Origin of the sequence: Nocardia sp. NPDC023852, from assembly GCF_040639505.1 — a bacterium.
Lineage (GTDB): Bacteria > Actinomycetota > Actinomycetes > Mycobacteriales > Mycobacteriaceae > Nocardia.
Genome location: NZ_JBFAAB010000008.1, coordinates 200554 through 218336, shown reverse-complemented (window position 1 = coordinate 218336; position 17783 = coordinate 200554). Strand labels below are relative to the sequence as shown.

Here is a 17783-nt window from a genome sequence, read left to right as displayed (position 1 = left end):
CGCGGCCCCCTGTTGGCTCGCGTCCGAGCGCCCGCCACTGGCGACTTCGTCGCGGACGCGCCGGCCGCTCGGACGCGAGCCGGGCCGCGAACGGCGAATGCTTGATCTCGCTTCGCTCGGAAGTGGGGGTCCGGCCGATTCTGCTGCGTGGGGCGGCGATCGCAAGTGCTTCGGCTGTGCCTTGGAAACTCGGCGTTTGCGGCCTCTGGTCCTCGAGTTCGATCGGCCCGCTGGCGACTGCTTTCGCATGCGCTTCGCCCCGCTCGGGCGGCGAGTCGGCCTGTGTTGGAATGTGCAGCGCTCGAGGCGCTGATTATTTGCGTCCCCTCATGGCTTGCGGGGCGGGCGAACGGGCGATGCCAGGTCTCGCTTTGCTCGGAGGTGGCGCTGGGTCGATGCGGTTGCCTGGGCGGCGGCCACACGTGCTCTCAGTGGTGCATCGGCCTTGCGGTGTCGTTCGGGTTCTCGACTGGAGACGACTGTGTTCAGAGCGTCTCGCTGAGAGTGCCCGCTTCCATGTGCCAGCGGCGGGTCCCGTGAACGGTGTCGAGCATGCGGCGGTCGTGAGTGACCAGCAGGAGTGTGCCGGTGAACGATTCGACGGCCTGCTCCAGTTGTTCGATGGCGGGGAGGTCGAGGTGGTTGGTCGGTTCGTCGAGCACGAGCAGGTTGACGCCGCGGGCCTGGAGCAGTGCGAGGGCGGCGCGGGTGCGTTCGCCGGGAGAAAGGGTGTCGCAGGCGCGCAGTACCTGCGCGCCCCGCAGGCCGAACTTGGCCAGTAGCGTGCGGATCTCGGCGTCCGGCCAGTCCGGCATCTCGGCGCCGAAGGTGTCGGCCAGCGCGACAGTCCCGCGGAACAGGCCGCGCACCTGGTCGACTTCGCCGATCTCGACGCCGGAGCCTAGGCTCGCGGTCCCGCTTGCCGGGGGGATCCTTCCGAGCAGCATCGCAAGTAGCGTGGACTTGCCGGAGCCGTTGGCGCCGGTCAGCACAATGCGATCGGCCCAGTCGATCTGGGTGCTGATCGGGCCGAGAGTGAAAGCGCCGCGCGTGACGGTCGCGTTCGAGAGCATCGCCACCACAGAGCCGCTGCGTGGGGCGGTGGCGATGCTCATCCGCAGCTCCCACTCCTTACGCGGTTCCTCCACCACCTCCAGCCGTTCGATGCGGCGCTGGGTCTGCCTGGCTTTGGCGGCCTGCTTCTCGGTGGATTCGGCGCGCATCTTGCGGCCTGCCTTGTCCGAGTCCAGCTTCCTGGGGTCGCGCGCCTTGCGGCGGGCGTTGCGAACGCCGTGTTCGAGCCAGTTGCGCTGCATCTGCGCGCGGGACTCCAGGCCCGCCTTGGTGTCCGCGTACTCCTCGTAGGTTTCGCGAGCGTGCTGACGGGCGATCTCCCGCTCCATCAGATACGACTCGTATCCGCCGTCGTACATGCCTACCTGCTGCTGCGTGAGGTCCAGCTCCACGATCCGATTAACGGTGCGGGCCAAGAACTCCCGGTCGTGGCTGATCACCACCAGCGGAACACGGACACCGGTGACGAACTGTTCCAGCTGGGCGAGGCCGTCCAGGTCCAGATCGTTGGTCGGCTCGTCCAGCAGCAGGATATCGAAGCGCGACAACAGGACCGAGGCCAATCCGGCGCGGGCGGCCTGGCCACCGGACAGGCCGGTCATCGGCGTGTCGAGGCCGTTCGGCAGGCTGTCGGCCAAGCCGAGATCGGCCGCCACCTCGTGGGCGCGCTGGTCGAGGTCCGCACCGCCGAGTGCCAGCCAGCGCTCCAGCGCGGGGGAGTATTCGTCCGCGCCGCCCTCGGTGAGTCGTTCGGCGGCCGCGTCCATGGTCTGTTGCGCCTCGGTGACTCCCGTTCGGCGACCGAGGAACGCGAGCACTGTCTCGCCCGGCACCCGCTCCGGCTCCTGCGCCAGGTAGCCCACTGTGGCGTCCGGCGGGCTCAACGTGATGCTGCCGGTCGGAGCGTGGCGATCGGCAAGCATACGCAGCAGTGTCGACTTGCCCGCACCGTTCATGCCGACCAGACCGATCACGTCACCCGGCGCGAGGGTGAGGTCGAGGCCGGCGAAGAGCGTGCGTTCGCCGTGGCCCGCGGACAGCCCGCGGGCATGCAGAGTGGTGCTCACCTGGACAAGTCTGCCGTGCTCGGGGTTGAACCCCGAGATCGGGCCCTGGAGAAATCAGGGTGGGTATCGGTCGCCGGACCGATGTCGCGGCGGGTGTCGCTCGGCAGAGTGGAGTTCGTAGCGATTACCTCCAGAGAGGGAAGACAATGACCGCCCCTATCCGTCGTTTCGCCCGTTCCACCCACGACAAGTGGATCGCAGGTGTCTGCGGTGGCATCGCCGACTACCTCGGCTGGAACGCCAACGTTGTGCGGCTGCTGTTCGTGGTGTCGTGCCTGCTGCCCGGCCCGCAGTTCGTCATCTACCTGGTGCTGTGGCTGCTGATGCCCAAAAAGTGACTCGGGCTCGTGCGGGATGACAGGATGGAGCGATGCCGCTCGCGGCACCGCACGAGTCCCGCTGAGGAGGAGTCTTGGTCACCTCGGGCGAATTACCCGGTCTGGATCTACCTGGTATCGACGCGTCCTCGCCATTGGACGGCCTGGGTGCGGTCGAATTGCAACACCCCACCCAGGACATCGACGGCGACGGCACCCTCGATACCATCACCACCACCGGTGATGAGGCGATGCAGGTCTGGACCGACTACGACCACGACGGTTTCGCCGACCATGTCACCGTGGTGGAGAAAGACGGCGACTACACCGCATGGGAGTTCCATCGCCACCCCGACGGCACCTCGGAGTGGCTCCGCACGGACAAGGGTAAGCTCGGCAACTGACCCGACACCCGCGCTGCCCGACTCTCCGTGTCCGGGTCACAGCAGATAGCGCCGCTCATTCGGCAGGTGCCGAAGCTCATTCGTATCGCCGGGAACCACAGTTGTCGTGTCGTTACCGTGGCGAATATGCCAGTCCATCGCGAACCGGAAGGCAGCGGTCCGGCAAGCGACGAAGTCCATGCGCACGCCACGCAGATAAACGCTCAGGTGTACGTCCGGCTCTCATCACCGATCACCACATCCCTTCTCGTCGGTCGCCCGCTTGGAATCAAACAGGTCATCGGTCACGCGGACGCCGGTGTAGGAGCAGCCGCCGCCCGCTAGCCCTGTGTGCTCGCCCATAACGCCATCGGCCGCGGGAGTCACACCAACGCAGCGCGGGCGCCCCACGAAGCGAGGATGTCAGCGTTGAAAACCGCACCCACAGGCCGACAATCGAATCGACGGCTCAGGCGAAGCCTCAGGGCATGCACTGCTGCCTTTCGGGATGCCGGCCCCGCCAGCCTCTGCTCAGCACACAGGGCCGTCCAGACACTACTGATCGATGGCGTCGGTGACGGAATGCTCCTGCGGGCCGAGGAACTGGGGGTCGGGTTGGGTCAGTATGTCCCACACCGCTTTGGTCGAAGCTAGTTGGTCGCGAGTCCAGTTGCGCCAGTACGTGGTGTTGTGCGGTTGACCGGTGTCGCCGACGCCGTCGGTGGCGATTCCGGCGGAGCGGCACAGGGACACGGTGCGCGGGAGGCTGAATTCCTGGGTGACGACGATGGCTCGGCGCACGCCGAAGATGCGGTAGGCGCGGGTGCAGGAGCTGTAGGTGTCGAAGCCGGCGTAGTCGAGTGCGATTTTGCGGGTGGGGACGCCATGCTCGATGAGGTAGCGCTTCATGGTTTCGGGTTCGTTGTGATCGGGCCTGCCGAAGTCCCCGGTGAGCAGGAGTGCCCGCACCTTGCCTTCGGCGAGCAATTGCGCTCCGAGGTCGAGCCGCCGGGCGAGGTAGCGCGACGGTTGGCCGTTCGGGTCGATTTGGGCGCCCGGGATGATCGCGACGGGAGCCGCCGGGACCGTGGCGACAGCGTAGCTGTGCCCGGCGGCACGCAGGCGCACGGTGGCGATGCACGCGGCGAGGACGACGATGCCCATGACGACGAGGATCGCGACAGCGCCCACGATGCGGCGCTGCCAGGTCTTTCGGCTGTGTTTCGGTGCTTGTTCGGCGGGCACGTCGTCTTTCGCTGCCGGACTGTGCTCGACTGTCATCCCGCCATCCTGCCTCACCCCCCCGCCCTGGGAGGGGCGATTTCTCTGGCGCAGGAGGACTGGCCGGACTGCCGACCTCGGCGTTTAGGCGGTGTCGAGGTTTGCCGTCTCTGTCGGGCCCTCCAGGCTGTGTCTCCTAGCTCGAGTTCTATCCTTTTCGGCGGCCGGGCCCCAGCGGGCTTGGCTGCTGTTTGGTTGCTAGTGGGCTTGATGTGCACGTCGTAGCGTGGGGCGGGCCGCGGGTTGCGGTGTCCGGCCAGTTGTCCGGGTCCTGGCCCGGTGGGTTCGGCGCATTTGGCGGGCATGGGGTGCGTGCGGAGTCACAACAGCTGGCCGGCCGCGACAACATCGACTCCGCCCCGCCGAAGGTGGACGTCATGGCAGGCAAGCGAATCGGATGAGACTGCGTGTTGGTTGTGGCCCGTTGGGCGCGGACAGTAGGTTTCTCGGGACATCGAGTCGATCGGAAGTCCGGGAACCGAACGTCGGTGGGTTGCGTCGAAGAAAGTATGGCCGCAGTCGGCGCGAAGCGGATTCGGTGACACTACGAGGACGGAGGGGCGTTCATGGGCGGGTCGGAGATGGTCGGGGTTCGGACGGGGGAGCTCGGTGCGCTGGGCAGCGACTATCGAAGATCAGCGGATGCGGTTCGCGCCCAGGCTGAGAGGGTTGCCGACCATATGTTCGGCGACGCCGACGAGGCGGGTCGGAACTACGCGCAGCAGGGCGTAGCGGTGCATCAGGGGCTGGAGCGGATCAGTGCGTGGCTGAAGACTTGGAGCGATGCCACCACCGCGACCGCTGATGCGCTCGGTGCGGCGGTTGTGACGTACGCGGAGACCGACCGGCAGCGCGCGGCAGAGACGAACAAGATGTGAGACCGCCGAATGACTCGTGTTTCCACTGACGACACCACACATTCGAGGAGTCGGGATCATGGCCGTTGCCTGGCAGGGTAAGACGATCGACGCCATTCTGGACGAAGGCAGCTACGGGCTGCAGTACTGGATAGAATTCATGCCGCTGTACGAGACCGCGTTCGGCGGCAATGGCGGCCGGGGGAATCTGGCCGAGCTGCTCGCGATGTACGACGAGCAACGCGGCATGCGGGTGGAAAAGCTGGAGCAGGCGGGGGAAGCGTTGAAAACCGCACTGGCCGAGGTGGATCGCCAGTGGGATGCGCAGCGGAGCTACACAGGTCGTCTCCCCGACCTGTGGCAGGGAGCGGCGGCTGACGCCGCGCTCGACATGCTGAGCAAGCAGTCCGTCTTGGCCGCCGAGGATCGGCAGCTGGCGCAGGCGGCGTGGAAGACGATCGACCCGATGGCGAACTCGCTGCGACAATCCGCCGGTGCGAAAGCCGAGGCCACACTTGGGCTGCTGGAGGATTCGGGGAACGGCAGCAGGGTCGTGAAAATCGACGGCAAGACTCCGGAAGACGTGAAAGTCATTGTCGATGTGCACAGTGCGCACGAGTGGATCAGTGGGAACCAGGTGCGCGACCTCGGCCGGATCTTCCCTACACTCGCCGGGCCCGACTACCAGACCACCCGTAAGCAGAAGCTGACCGACGCCTACGGCGAAAAGATTCGCAATACCGTCAACGATTGGCTGCAGAATCCCTTCAAACGGGACTTCGATGCGAAACTGATGCGCTACGTCGATGTCTGCACACAGACCGATGGTCACTTCAAGCTGCAGTACCAGAACCTGGCCGGTGCGTTGGCGGCGGTGTCCGACCACGTCTACCCGTGTCCGGAGGGGCTGTCGAAGCCATCTTCAGGCAAGCCGGACAACCAGAGCCAGCCCGGTTCCCCTGCGCGGCCCGGCCCTCCTGGCACACCGTCGACCCCCACGGTCCCGGCCGGCACCACGCCGAGCGCAGTCCCCGCCAGCACTGCTCCGACCACACCAACCACGCCGAACACTCCGACAACGCCGGCCCCCAAGATGCCGTCACTGGACGGCCTGGCCGCACTCAACCAGCTGGCGAAGGAATTCTCGCCGCTGACAACGGGTCTCACCCAGGCAGTCAACCAAGGCGTCACCGCACTGACCGGATCCATCAAGAGTGGAATCGACGGCGCGATCGAAAAGTTCAGAGAAAGCATCGATTCGAAGAACGCCGACACCGACGACGCGGATAAGAAGGACCGGGACGGCAAGCCGAAGGCCGAGTTCGACATCGCCGGAAAACATGTGAAATTCGAGATGGGGCCGGATGGCCAGTTGAAACTTGTGCTGTCCGACGCGGAGGGCAGGCAGCAGGAGTTCGATCTCGAGCTGGACGAGCATGGGGTACCGGTCATCTCGATGCACGAGCCGAAAGAGTCCGCGCCTCCCGCCGACACTCTGGCCCCCGAAACGCCAGGGAAGGACAAGCTGGTCGACACCACACCGGTCCCTGAACCGAACATCGGCCAGCCGGGCGTGCCGACCGGGACTCCTCCGACCACACGACGCGAAGAAGACGGCGAGCATTGGCCGAATCCCATCCCGGAGCAGGGCGAACCGGAATCCGAGAGCCCATTCGACAGTGGAGCGGAATTGGCCGAGGCAGGACCGCTGTGAGCCCGGACATGGGAGGTGCGGCCGTGCGTGGTCCGCGAGGACAAGCCGTATGGTGAACTATGCCGAGGAGGCGAGGCGACTCGCCGAGGAGAACCAGCGACGGATGGCGATCCTGATCGATGAACTTCAGGAGATCAACGAGCGGACCGCGGCGAAGGGCCGCGAATTCGCCGAGAACCTGGCGGCCGATATGGATCGGTTTTGGCAGGAGCACGCCGCCGAGCTAGAGCAATCTCGTGCCGAGGACGAGGCGAAAGAGCAGCTGGAAGCCGAGGCGCGCGAACACCGTGAAGCTGTTGCGCGGTCGATGACCGCCCGTCGGGCGAATCAGACGGTCGGGCCGGTCGACGACGAGGACGAAGACGAAGACGCGAAGTTCTATCAGCGCAAGAGTTGGCTGATCTGATCCGCGCTGATCATCGTCGGAGCAGCGCGGCCAACTGGCCGACTTTCAGCTTCGGCGGTTCCTCCTCGCGGGGCGCGTCGGGGTCTATGACCTTGGTGTGCGGAATGGTCTCTTCGGGGTCGGCGAAGGAGCGGTACGCCTTGTCGCCCGCCAGCGTGGCGAGCAGGTAGCCGGCCAGCATTGCGCGGGTGGTGCGGGCTGTTTTCGGTTCGTGCTTGCCCGCCCCGACCGCGGAGAGAACGCGGCGGCCCTCGATGATGCCGTTGTGCGAAGCCCCGTCGATGGCGCGCAGGATCGCCCTGCCGCCCCACGCGGTGGCCAGCGGGATGGCGTTGGAGCTGACCGAGGTGATGTCGGTGGCTCCCGCCAGGATCAGCGCAGGGACGTCGAGGTCAGGCGCGAGGGTTTCGGTGGACGGCGCCGTCGGCGCGGGGAAGAGAGCAGCGACGGCGGCGACCCGACGCTGGGCGGCGGCGATGGCGGCGGCACCCGCACCCATGCCGTGCCCGACCAGGGCGAGGCGTTCGGGGTGCACGCTGATAGCGCCGTCTCCGAGCCGGACGCCGGTGCAGATGTCGAGCGTGGTGAGCAGATCGGCGGCCAAGCCGAGGTGCGACGGGATCGGCCCGCGCTCGGTGTCCGGGGCGGCGGCCACAATCCCCCAGGAAGCGAGATGTTCGAGCAGGCCACGATACTGCGCGACACCGGTCAGCCAGCCGTGCCCGAACGCGACAGCAGGCAGGTTCAACCCGGACTCGGGCGTGCACACCACCCCCGGCTGGCCTGCGATGGCCAGATTGCCGCGCAGCACCCGGTGCGGGCCGCGGCCGGTAAGGGTGCTCAGAAGCGATTTCACAGACGCCGACACGACGTGAACGTTATCCGATAAGTAGTGTGGGGAGCCATGTGCGGAATCGTGGGGTACGTCGGGTACCGAGACGCGCTCGGCGTCGTCGTTGACGCGTTGCGCCGCATGGAATATCGCGGCTACGACTCCGCGGGTGTGGCGATCCTGGACGGCGCGGGGGCGCTGGCGGTGGAACGCAAAGCTGGTCGACTGGCCAATTTGGAGGCCGAGCTGTCGGTAGCCGAAGTCGACCGCTTCGTGGGCACCACCGGCATGGGACACACCCGTTGGGCGACGCACGGCGCGCCGACTGACCGCAACGCGCATCCGCACCGCGACGACAGCGGCAAGGTCGCAGTGGTGCACAACGGCATCATCGAGAACTTCGCACCGCTGCGTCGTGAGCTGGAGGATGCCGGGGTTGAGCTGCGCAGCGACACCGACACCGAGGTCGCCGTGCACCTGGTGGCTCGCGCCTACGCCGCAGGCCCGACCGCGGGCGACTTCGCTGCCAGCACGCTGGCTGTGCTCCGCCGGCTGGAGGGTGCGTTCACCCTGGTCTTCACGCATGCCGACCACCCGGACACGATCGTGGCCGCGCGGCGCTCCACACCATTGGTGGTCGGTGTCGGCAAGGGCGAGATGTTCATCGCCTCCGATGTCACGGCGTTCATCGAGCACACCCGGGAGGCGGTCGAACTCGGCCAGGATCAAGCAGTGGTGATCACCTCGGACAGCTACCTGGTCACCGACTTCGCGGGCAACGACGCGGGACCGCGTACCCGCCCGTTCACGATCGACTGGGATCTGGCGGCCGCGGAGAAGGGGGGCCACGACTACTTCATGCTGAAGGAGATCGAGGAGCAGCCGGCCGCCGTCGCCGACACCCTGATCGGCCATTTCAGCACTGATCAGGATGGTTCCGGCCGGATTGTGCTGGACGAGCAGCGTCTGGCCGACCAAGAGCTGCGCGACTTCGACAAGGTGTTCGTCGTCGCCTGCGGCAGTGCCTATCATTCCGGTCTGCTGGCCAAGTACGCGATCGAGCACTGGACCCGGCTGCCCGTCGAAGTGGAGCTGGCCAGCGAATTCCGATACCGTGATCCGGTTCTGGACCGTTCCACGCTGGTGGTGGCGATCTCCCAGTCCGGCGAGACCGCCGACACGCTGGAGGCCGTGCGCCACGCCAAGGAGCAGAAGGCGCGCGTCCTGGCGATCTGCAACACCAACGGCGCGCAGATTCCCCGCGAGTCCGACGCGGTTCTCTACACCAGGGCGGGCCCGGAGATCGGCGTCGCTTCCACCAAGGCGTTCCTGGCTCAGGTGACGGCGAACTACCTGGTCGGGCTGGCCTTGGCGCAGGCGCGCGGCACCAAATACCCGGATGAGGTCGCGCGCGAGTTCGCCGAACTCGAGGCGATGCCGCGGCTGGTCGAGCGGGTGCTGGAGACGGCGCCGCAGGTGCGGACCATCGCGCGCGAGCTGGCGCACGTGCCGACCGTGCTGTTCCTCGGTCGTCATGTCGGCTACCCGGTGGCGCTGGAGGGTGCCCTCAAGCTCAAGGAGCTGGCGTACATGCACGCCGAGGGTTTCGCGGCGGGTGAACTCAAGCACGGCCCGATCGCGCTGATCGAGGACGAGCTGCCGGTGATCGTGGTGATGCCTTCCCCGAAGGGCCGTGCGGTGTTGCACTCCAAGCTGCTGAGCAACATCCGCGAGATCCAGGCCCGTGGCGCACGCACCATCGTGATCGCGGAGGAAGGCGACGACACGGTCCGTCCGTTCGCCGACGACCTCATCGAAATCCCCACCGCCCCAACCCTTTTCCAGCCACTACTGTCGACGGTTCCGCTGCAGATCTTCGCCGCCGAAGTGGCGCAGGCCCGGGGCTACGACGTCGACAAACCCCGCAACCTCGCAAAGTCGGTCACAGTCGAATAACCCACCCGCTACAACGACGAGTGGCACATTATTGCGCGAAATACCGCAATGGTGTGCCACTCGACGTTTGTGGCGCGCAGCTCGGGTAGGTCACACTCGGGCCGGGACGAAAGGTTCGGTCGGAGTGGTCGGTCCAGTCGTCGTGGTGCGGCGCTCGAGGGTGCCGGAGCGGACGGCAAGGCCGAGGGCGACCAGCACCAGGGCGACGCCGAGCCTCCTACTCGACGGTGACCGTGCCGCGCATCTCCGGGTGCAGCGAGCAGAGGTAGCGGAAGGTGCCGGGGGAACTGAAGGTGTAGCTCCACTCGCCTTTGTCGAAGATGGGGCTGTTGATGCCCATCGCCTTGTCGCCGATGCCCTGCACGGTGTGTGGCACCTTGTCGTCGAACTTCCAGGTGACCGTGTCGCCGACCTTGACGGTGACCTCGCCGGGCGAGAACTTCATGTCATCGACCGCGACGGTGGCGGTGGCCTTGTGCGCGCCTGCCTGCTGGGAGGTCGTGGTGGCCGCGCGGGGAGGTCTCTTCGTGGTCGTGGTGGCCGAGCCGGAATCTCCGCCACCGCATCCGGACAGCACCAGCGCACCGATAACGAATCCCGTGACAACCCACGTGGGCCTTGTGCGACGGCGGACGATTGGCATGATGGCCAAGCGTAGTCTGCCGCCGTCGCGAGCCTATGTGGTGGCGCGGCGGCATTCCGATCGGCTCGGCGCCGCCGAGTCGGTGGGTGTCAGGATCGGCAGGCAGTGCCCATAACGACGAATCGGCCCATGACCATCGGCTCGGCACGGGCAAGACCGACGGAGGGAATGCGATGTCCACGCAGCGGGGCTATTTCACCGCCGACGAAGTGCGCGCGGCCGAGGCCGAGCTGTTCACCCGTGTTCCGGACGGTGTCCCCATGCGGCGCGCGGCGCATGGTTTGGCCACGGTCGTCGCGGCGGAACTGCGGTCGCGCACCGGTGGTATCGCGGGACGTGCGGTGACGCTCCTGGTCGGATCCGGCGACAACGGTGGCGACGTGCTCTGGGCCGGTTCGATGCTGCGCCGCCGAGGTGTCGCGGTGACCGCGGTGCTGTTGAACCCGGATCGGGCCCATGCGAAAGGGCTTGCCGCGCTGCGCAAGGCCGGCGGCCGGGTGCGGGACGAAATCGGCGATCCGGACCTGGTGATCGACGGTATCGTGGGCATCTCCGGTCACGGTGCGCTACGCCCGCGCGCCGCGGAACTCGTTGCGGCGCTGGATGCTCCGATCATCGCGGCCGACCTGCCGAGCGGCGTCGACCCGGACACCGGCGCGGTCGAAGGCCCCGCCGTGCGCGCCGAGGTCACGGTCGCCTTCGGCGCCTACAAACCGGTGCACGCACTCGCCGTGCCGTATTGCGGACGAATCGTCTTGGTCCCCATCGGTTTACGTCTCCAGGAACCGAATCTCGCCGCGCTGGAGCCCGCATCGATCGGCGCCGCATGGCCGGTACCCGGTCCGGCCGACGACAAGTACACACAGGGCGTCACCGGCGTCTGCGCGGGCAGCGCGACGTATCCGGGCGCGGCGGTGCTGTGTACGGGCGCCGCCGTCGCCGCAACCTCTGGCATGGTCCGTTATGCCGGAACCGGCGCGGCCGAGGTGCTGCGTCACTTCCCGGAAGTGATCGCGACCCAGCATGTTTCCGGGACCGGCCGGGTCCAGTCCTGGGTCTTCGGTCCCGGTGCCGGCACCGACAGCGACGCTAGGAAGCGCCTCGCCGAAATCTTGTCCACCGACCTCCCGGTCGTCGTCGACGCCGATGGCCTGACTTTGCTCGCCGCCGAGCCGACGCTGGTTCGCGATCGCCCGGCCCCAACTGTGCTGACGCCGCACGCGGGGGAGTTCGCCCGCCTCACCGGCCGTGAGGCGGGCAAGGACCGGGTGTCCGCAGTCCGCGACCTCGCCGACTCCTGGCGGGTCACCGTGCTGTTGAAGGGCCGTGCCACGCTGGTCGCCACGCCGGGGCACGCCGTTCTGGTCAACGAGGCGGGCGGATCCTGGACCGCCACCGCGGGCGCTGGCGACGTGCTCTCGGGCATCATCGGCACTCTCCTCGCCGCGGGCCGCGACCCCGCCTGGTCCGCCGCCGCCGCGGCTCGCGCCCACTCCCTCGCCGCCGACCTCGCCGCCCACGAGAACCATTCCATCGGCGCTCCCACCTCGGCCATGCCGCTGCTCGATCACGTCCGTCCGGCCATCCGCGCCCTCCGCGCCCTGGCTCTTCCGCAATCGTGAACCGGGTCGTCACCCCCGCATGATCGAGCTGATCCGGCCTGTCGACCGGAGGCTGCCGATCGGCTGGTCGTCATTACACCGACGGGGCCTGACGCCCACCGCGCTTCCAGGAACCGCCACACGAGCTGGCTGCAACCAGAGCCCAGCGCGCCAATACACTCGACCGAAACAAACGCGACAACTGATTCCGAAAGCACATGGGTAACTCGTCGGGTACGTCCAGAACTGAAGCGGTCCCAACGCAGGACCTGAACGAAAATCCCGTGTCACCCGACTGGTATGGCCTGAAGGCCCGGAGAGGCGGGGGAGCACATGGGTAACTCGTCGGGTACGTCCAGAACTGAAGCGGCACCAAACGCAGGACCTGAACGAAAATCTCACGTCACCCCACTGGTACGGCCTCGAGGTCCGGAGAGGCGGGGGAGTCTGAAGGCCCGGAGAGGCGGGGGAGCACATGGGTAACTCGTCGGGTACGTCCAGAACCGAAGCGATCCCAGCGCGGGACCCGAACGAAATTCCCGCGGCACCCGACTCGTCCGGCCTGGAGACCGGGCGAGGCGGGGGAGCGCAGGTCGAGACGGTCATCGATCTGGATGCCATCGCTCACAATGTGCGGATCCTGCGGGAACACGCACGCGATGCCGCGGTGATGGCGGTGGTGAAGGCGGACGGCTACAACCACGGCGCAGTCGAGGTCGCGCGCGCGGCGCTGGCGGCGGGGGCCGTCGAGCTGGGGGTCACCACGGTGGCCGAGGCGGTACGGTTGCGCACGGCCGGGATCACAGCGCCGATACTATGCTGGCTCAACAACTCCGACGCGGATTTCGCGACCGCGATCGCCGCCGATATCGAGATAGGCATCTCCTCGCTCGCCCATCTGCGCGCGGTCGAGGCGGCAGCGCGCAGCACGGGCCGCACCGCCACGGTCACGATCAAAGTGGACACCGGAATGAACCGCAACGGTGTATCGCCGATCGAATACCCTCAGGTCCTGACTGCCCTGCGCGCTCTGGTCGATGAGCAGGCGGTGCGCTTCCGCGCGATCTTCTCCCATCTCGCGCACGCCGACGAGCCGGAGCATTCCAACAACGACGTGCAGCGCGCCCGGTTCCTGGAGGCGATCGCCGCGGCCAAGGAGCACGGGCTCGAACCCGAGCTGGTGCATCTCGCCAATTCGGCCGCCACCCTGACCCGCTCCGACCTGGCCTTCGACATGGTTCGTCCAGGCATCGCCATCTACGGCCTGTCCCCGGTAACCGACCTCGGCGACTTCGGTCTACGTCCGGCCATGACTTTCCAGGCCAGGGTCGCCCTGGTCAAGAAGGTGGCGGCGGGGGAGGGTGTCTCGTACGGGCACCAGTGGACAGCGCCGCGCGACACCACCGTGGCGCTGATCCCCGCGGGCTACGCCGACGGCGTGTTCCGCCCCTTGAGCGGACGTTTCGACGTCTGGCTCGGCGGCGCGCGCCGCAGGAACGTCGGCCGGGTATGCATGGACCAGTTCGTCGTCGATCTCGGCGACAACGCTGCGGGCGTCCGCGAGGGTGACACCGCGGTACTGTTCGGCGTGGAACCGCACGCCCAGGACTGGGCGGACTTGCTCGGCACCATCCATTACGAGGTGGTGTGTTCGCCCCGCGGCCGGGTCGCCAGACGTTTCACCGGCGGTGCCCGATGAAACGCCAGCTGGTCACCCCGGTGCGCGGCGGGCTGGCCACCGTCGGCTTGGTCGGCGCATTGGCCGGCGCGCACGCGCTGCGCCGTGCCGGTGCGCGGATGCTGTGGCCCGCGCGTCGTGACGAATACCGCGACGAGAATTTCGCCCTCCTGGACGGGGACCGTCCCGGCGCGGTGTTCACCGAGGACGGCGTTCGACTGGCCACTCGCGAATGCGGTCCGCCGGATGCGCCGGTCACGGTGATTTTCGTGCACGGTTTCTGCAACAGCATGGAGTCTTTCCATTTCCAGCGCCGTGACCTGGAAAAGCGCTGGGGAGCACAAGTGCGCATGGTGCTGTTCGATCTGCGCGGACACGGCCGCTCCGGTACGCCGAGCACCGCGAGCTGCACCGTTGCCCAGCTCGGGCGCGACATCGTCACTGTGCTGGAGTCCACCGCCGCGACCGGACCCATCGTGCTGGTCGGGCATTCGCTGGGTGGGATGGCGGTGCTTGCCGCGGCCGCGCGGTACCCGGAGTTGTTCGCGGCCAGGGTGATCGGGATCGCCCTGTTCTGCACCGCCGCCGCCGAGGTCACTTCGGCGGGCATCGGACAGCTGCTGCGCAACCCCGCGATCGACGGCTTCCGGCTGGCCGTACGCACCGCGCCCGCACTCGTGCAGGTGGGCCGCACCACCGCACGCCACGTGATTACACCGATCTTGCACGTCAGCGCCTTTCACGGCCATGTGAGTCCGACCTTGTCGCGCTACTCGACGATGATGATCGATCAGACGCCGGTCGAGACCATAGTGAGCTTCCTCGAGGCGATCGAGCTGCACGACGAATCGGCGGCGTTGCCCACGTTGGCGGACACGCCGGTCCTGGTGCTCGGCGGCGCGCACGATCTGGTGATTCCTTGGCGCAATTCCCGCGCTCTCGCCGACGCGCTGCCGAACAGCGAACTGGTCTTGCTTCCGGGTGCGGCGCACATGCCGCAGCTGCAGTACCCGGAGATCGTCAACGCCGCACTCGACCGGTTGCTCCTGCGGGCGGGCGCGGTCGAACCGGCACCGCTGAGCGCACCGGAGGTGTCCGGTGGCTGAACGGCGGCAACGGATTCTGCCCACCGTCGCAGACACCGAGGCACTCGGCCGGGAACTGGCCAGAGACCTGCACGCCGGTGACCTGGTGGTGCTGGACGGCCCGCTCGGTGCGGGCAAGACCGCACTCGCCCGTGGCATCGCCGCAGGCCTCGGTGTGCAGGGCCGGGTCAGCTCACCGACGTTCATCATCGCCCGCCAGCACCGCGCCGGGCATCGCGAGGGCGCTCCCGCGGTGCCGATGGTGCACGTGGACGCGTATCGGCTCGGCGGCGACCTGGACGAGCTGGACGCGCTCGATCTGGACACCGATCTGCATCAGGCGGTGGTCGTTGTGGAGTGGGGCCGTGGGGTGGTGGAGCACCTCACGGATCGGCACCTGCGCGTGCTGCTCTCGCGCGAACCGGATTCGGATGTGCGCACCGCGATCTGGGAATGGGTGGATTAACTGCTAGATAGCTACGCGCCGGTGGCAACTACCAAGCGGTATCGTTAGGCCAATCATGCTTGTACTAGCCGTCGACACCGCGACACCCGCCGTCACAGCGGGACTGGTGGAACTGGAGCAAGGCGCCGATCCGGCCACCCCTGCCCAGACGCGCATTGTCGCCTCCCGGGTGCGGGTCGACCCGCGGGCGCATGCCGAGGTGCTCACCCCGCAGATCCTCGAATGCCTCACCGAGGCAGGCCGTTCCAGGACCGACATCGCCGCGCTCGTGGTCGGCGTCGGTCCTGGTCCGTTCACCGGCCTCCGGGTCGGCATGGCGACGGCGGCCGCATTCGGTGACGCGCTCGGCATTCCGGTCTACGGCGTGTGCAGTCTCGACGCGATCGCCGCCGACGCGGCGATCGATCTCGGCCAGCGCCCCGAGGCGGCCGTGCTCCCGCCGACCAGCGAGCTGCTGGTGGTGACCGACGCCCGCCGACGCGAGGTGTACTGGGCGCGATATCGCGAAGGTGCCCGCGTGGCGGGGCCAGAGGTGTGCAAGCCCGCCGACCTCGACGCAAATCAGGCCACGGCGATCGCCGGATCCGCGTCGCATGTCGACTTCTTCGATCTCCCCGTGCTTCCGGCCGAGACCCCCTCACCCGTCGGGCTGGTGCGGGTCGCGGCGGCAGAGGTGCTCGCCCGCACCGTGCCCGAGCCTTTGGTACCGCTGTATTTGCGCAGGCCGGACGCCGTCGAGAACGCCTACCGCGCCCTCGACCGGACGGGAGCGTGAGGCGGGTGGGTTTCCGGATCGAGCCGATGGTGGCTGCGGACATCGAGCGCTGTGTCGAATTGGAGCAGCTGCTGTTCCCCGAGGACGACCCATGGCACGCGATCGCGTTCCAGTCGGAGCTGGCCGGCCCGCACAACCGCTATATCACCGCTCGGGACGACGACGGGCGAATGGTCGGCTATGCGGGGATAGCCCTGCTTGGTGATGCCGAACACCCCGAGGCCGAGGTGCATACCATCGGTGTCGACCCCGGCTGTCATCGCGCGGGCATCGGCACGTTGCTGCTCGAGGCGCTGCTCGCCGAGGCGGGCGGCCGCGGCGGACCGGTGTTCCTCGAGGTTCGCACCGACAACGCGCCCGCGATCGCGCTGTATGCCAAGCACGGCTTCCACATCATCGGGTTGCGCAAGAACTACTACCACCCCAGCGGTGCGGACGCGTACACGATGCGCCGTCCCACGCTCACCGCCGAGGACCGGGAGTGGCGAGCGAGCAAACCGGATGAGGTGCTCTCGTGATCATCATGGGGATCGAGAGTTCCTGCGACGAAACCGGTGTCGGCATCGTCCGAAGGGACCCTGACGGCACCTGCGAACTTCTCGCGGACGAGGTCGCCTCCAGTGTCGACCAGCACGCGCGCTTCGGCGGCGTTGTGCCCGAAATCGCCTCGCGCGCACATCTCGAGGCGATCGTGCCTGCCATGCGGCGCGCGCTGTCCGCGGCGGGTATCGCGAAGCCGGATGCGCTGGCCGTGACGATCGGGCCGGGTCTGGCCGGTGCGCTACTCGTCGGTGTCGCGGCGGCGAAAGCGTATGCGGGGGCATGGGATGTGCCGTTCTACGCGCTCAATCACCTCGGTGGGCATGTCGCGGTGGACACCCTCGAACACGGTCCTATGCCGCCTTGTGTCGCGCTGCTGGTGTCCGGCGGGCATACGCATTTGCTGCATGTCACGGACCTGGCCGAGCCGATCGTGGAACTGGGCAGCACCGTCGACGACGCGGCGGGGGAGGCGTTCGACAAGGTGGCGCGCCTGCTCGGGCTCGGCTTTCCCGGTGGTCCCGCACTCGATGCCGCCGCGATGACCGGTAATCCGCGCGCGATCGCATTCCCGCGCGGCATGACCGGGCCGCGTGACCCGCGCTACGATTTTTCCTTCTCCGGTCTCAAGACCGCGGTCGCCCGCTATGTGGAGGCAGCGCAGCGCGACGGCATCGGCGCGGAGGACCTGCCGATCTCGGACATCGCGGCGTCGTTCCAGGAGTCGGTCGCGGACGTGCTCACCATGAAGGCCGTGCGTGCGGCCAAGGACATCGGTGTCGGCACGCTGGTGCTCGGCGGCGGCGCGACGGCCAACTCGCGGATCCGCTCGATGGCCGAGGAGCGGTGCGCGTCGGCCGGTTTGGCCCTTCGCGTGCCCAAGCCCCGGCTGTGCACGGACAACGGTGTGATGATCGCCGCGCTCGGCGCCCATGTGATCGCGGGCGGCGCGGCGCCGTCGCCGCTGACGGTCGCCACCGATCCGGGTCTGCCGGTGTCGGTCAGCTCGGTCCGGTGACCCGATCCGGACTCTGCGAACTCTGTCCGATTCGCTGATGCCTGCGGAGCAGGTGCTTCGGCCGCTCGGACGCCAGCCGTCCCGCGGGCG

17 protein-coding genes are annotated in these 17783 nt (G+C 67.8%); 13 read left to right on the top strand and 4 right to left on the bottom strand.

What is annotated here, in order from left to right:
* Positions 1-485: 485 nt before the first annotated feature.
* Positions 486-2141 (bottom strand): ABC-F family ATP-binding cassette domain-containing protein, encoded by a 1656-nt coding sequence (locus AB0H00_RS15445; RefSeq protein WP_357266114.1) that lies wholly within the window; start codon positions 2139-2141, stop codon positions 486-488.
* A 146-nt stretch (positions 2142-2287) separates the two neighbouring features.
* On the opposite strand from AB0H00_RS15445, the gene AB0H00_RS15440 reads away from it, so the two are divergent.
* The gene (locus tag AB0H00_RS15440; RefSeq protein WP_357266112.1) at positions 2288-2479 is read left to right on the top strand and encodes a PspC domain-containing protein; all 192 of its coding nucleotides are present in this window, start codon (positions 2288-2290) and stop codon (positions 2477-2479) included.
* Between the two features lie 74 nt (positions 2480-2553).
* Complete coding sequence (locus AB0H00_RS15435; RefSeq protein ID WP_357266110.1) at positions 2554-2862, top strand: DUF6802 family protein; 309 nt, start codon at positions 2554-2556, stop codon at positions 2860-2862.
* A 534-nt stretch (positions 2863-3396) separates the two neighbouring features.
* Here the strand turns inward: AB0H00_RS15435 and AB0H00_RS15430 are convergent.
* Positions 3397-4122 carry an ElyC/SanA/YdcF family protein gene (locus AB0H00_RS15430; RefSeq protein ID WP_357266108.1) on the bottom strand — a complete coding sequence of 242 codons (726 nt, stop codon included), beginning with the start codon at positions 4120-4122 and terminating at the stop codon, positions 3397-3399.
* A 566-nt stretch (positions 4123-4688) separates the two neighbouring features.
* Here AB0H00_RS15430 and AB0H00_RS15425 point away from each other — a divergent pair.
* The 3 genes from AB0H00_RS15425 to AB0H00_RS15415 are packed head-to-tail and all read left to right on the top strand — an operon-like array spanning position 4689 to position 7099.
* Positions 4689-5000, top strand: a complete 312-nt coding sequence (locus AB0H00_RS15425; RefSeq protein WP_357266106.1) for a hypothetical protein — start codon at positions 4689-4691, stop codon at positions 4998-5000.
* A 58-nt stretch (positions 5001-5058) separates the two neighbouring features.
* Positions 5059-6693, top strand: a complete 1635-nt coding sequence (locus AB0H00_RS15420; protein ID WP_357266104.1) for a hypothetical protein — start codon at positions 5059-5061, stop codon at positions 6691-6693.
* 49 nt (positions 6694-6742) lie between these two features.
* Positions 6743-7099 carry a hypothetical protein gene (locus AB0H00_RS15415; protein WP_357266102.1) on the top strand — a complete coding sequence of 119 codons (357 nt, stop codon included), beginning with the start codon at positions 6743-6745 and terminating at the stop codon, positions 7097-7099.
* A gap of 10 nt (positions 7100-7109) precedes the next feature.
* On the opposite strand, the gene AB0H00_RS15410 is transcribed toward AB0H00_RS15415, so the two are convergent.
* Positions 7110-7967, bottom strand: a complete 858-nt coding sequence (locus AB0H00_RS15410; RefSeq protein WP_357266100.1) for a hypothetical protein — start codon at positions 7965-7967, stop codon at positions 7110-7112.
* A 36-nt stretch (positions 7968-8003) separates the two neighbouring features.
* Between AB0H00_RS15410 and glmS the strand changes: the two genes are divergently transcribed.
* Positions 8004-9887: a glutamine--fructose-6-phosphate transaminase (isomerizing) gene (gene glmS / locus AB0H00_RS15405; protein WP_357266099.1), complete on the top strand. Its 1884-nt coding sequence runs from the start codon at positions 8004-8006 to the stop codon at positions 9885-9887.
* A gap of 217 nt (positions 9888-10104) precedes the next feature.
* Here glmS and AB0H00_RS15400 read toward each other — a convergent pair whose 3' ends face one another.
* On the bottom strand, positions 10105-10530 hold the full coding sequence (locus tag AB0H00_RS15400) for a cupredoxin family copper-binding protein (protein WP_357266097.1): 426 nt from the start codon (positions 10528-10530) through the stop codon (positions 10105-10107).
* Positions 10531-10703: 173 nt separating this feature from the next.
* Between AB0H00_RS15400 and AB0H00_RS15395 the strand changes: the two genes are divergently transcribed.
* The 7 genes from AB0H00_RS15395 (at position 10704) to tsaD (ending at position 17693) form a co-directional block, all read left to right on the top strand.
* Complete coding sequence (locus AB0H00_RS15395) at positions 10704-12152, top strand: NAD(P)H-hydrate dehydratase (RefSeq protein WP_357266095.1); 1449 nt, start codon at positions 10704-10706, stop codon at positions 12150-12152.
* Between the two features lie 454 nt (positions 12153-12606).
* Entirely contained in the window at positions 12607-13830 is a 1224-nt protein-coding gene (alr, locus tag AB0H00_RS15390) for an alanine racemase (protein ID WP_357266094.1), read from the top strand.
* Positions 13827-14915 (top strand): alpha/beta hydrolase, encoded by a 1089-nt coding sequence (locus AB0H00_RS15385; protein ID WP_357266092.1) that lies wholly within the window; start codon positions 13827-13829, stop codon positions 14913-14915. The genes alr and AB0H00_RS15385 overlap by 4 nt, the downstream gene beginning before the upstream one ends.
* On the top strand, positions 14908-15360 hold the full coding sequence (tsaE, locus tag AB0H00_RS15380; RefSeq protein WP_357266090.1) for a tRNA (adenosine(37)-N6)-threonylcarbamoyltransferase complex ATPase subunit type 1 TsaE: 453 nt from the start codon (positions 14908-14910) through the stop codon (positions 15358-15360). The genes AB0H00_RS15385 and tsaE overlap by 8 nt, the downstream gene beginning before the upstream one ends.
* A 55-nt stretch (positions 15361-15415) precedes the next feature.
* Positions 15416-16135 (top strand): tRNA (adenosine(37)-N6)-threonylcarbamoyltransferase complex dimerization subunit type 1 TsaB, encoded by a 720-nt coding sequence (tsaB, locus tag AB0H00_RS15375; RefSeq protein ID WP_357266088.1) that lies wholly within the window; start codon positions 15416-15418, stop codon positions 16133-16135.
* A gap of 5 nt (positions 16136-16140) precedes the next feature.
* The gene (gene rimI / locus AB0H00_RS15370) at positions 16141-16653 is read left to right on the top strand and encodes a ribosomal protein S18-alanine N-acetyltransferase (RefSeq protein ID WP_357266086.1); all 513 of its coding nucleotides are present in this window, start codon (positions 16141-16143) and stop codon (positions 16651-16653) included.
* Complete coding sequence (gene tsaD, locus AB0H00_RS15365; protein ID WP_357266084.1) at positions 16650-17693, top strand: tRNA (adenosine(37)-N6)-threonylcarbamoyltransferase complex transferase subunit TsaD; 1044 nt, start codon at positions 16650-16652, stop codon at positions 17691-17693. The genes rimI and tsaD overlap by 4 nt, the downstream gene beginning before the upstream one ends.
* The last annotated feature ends 90 nt before the right edge of the window (positions 17694-17783 follow it).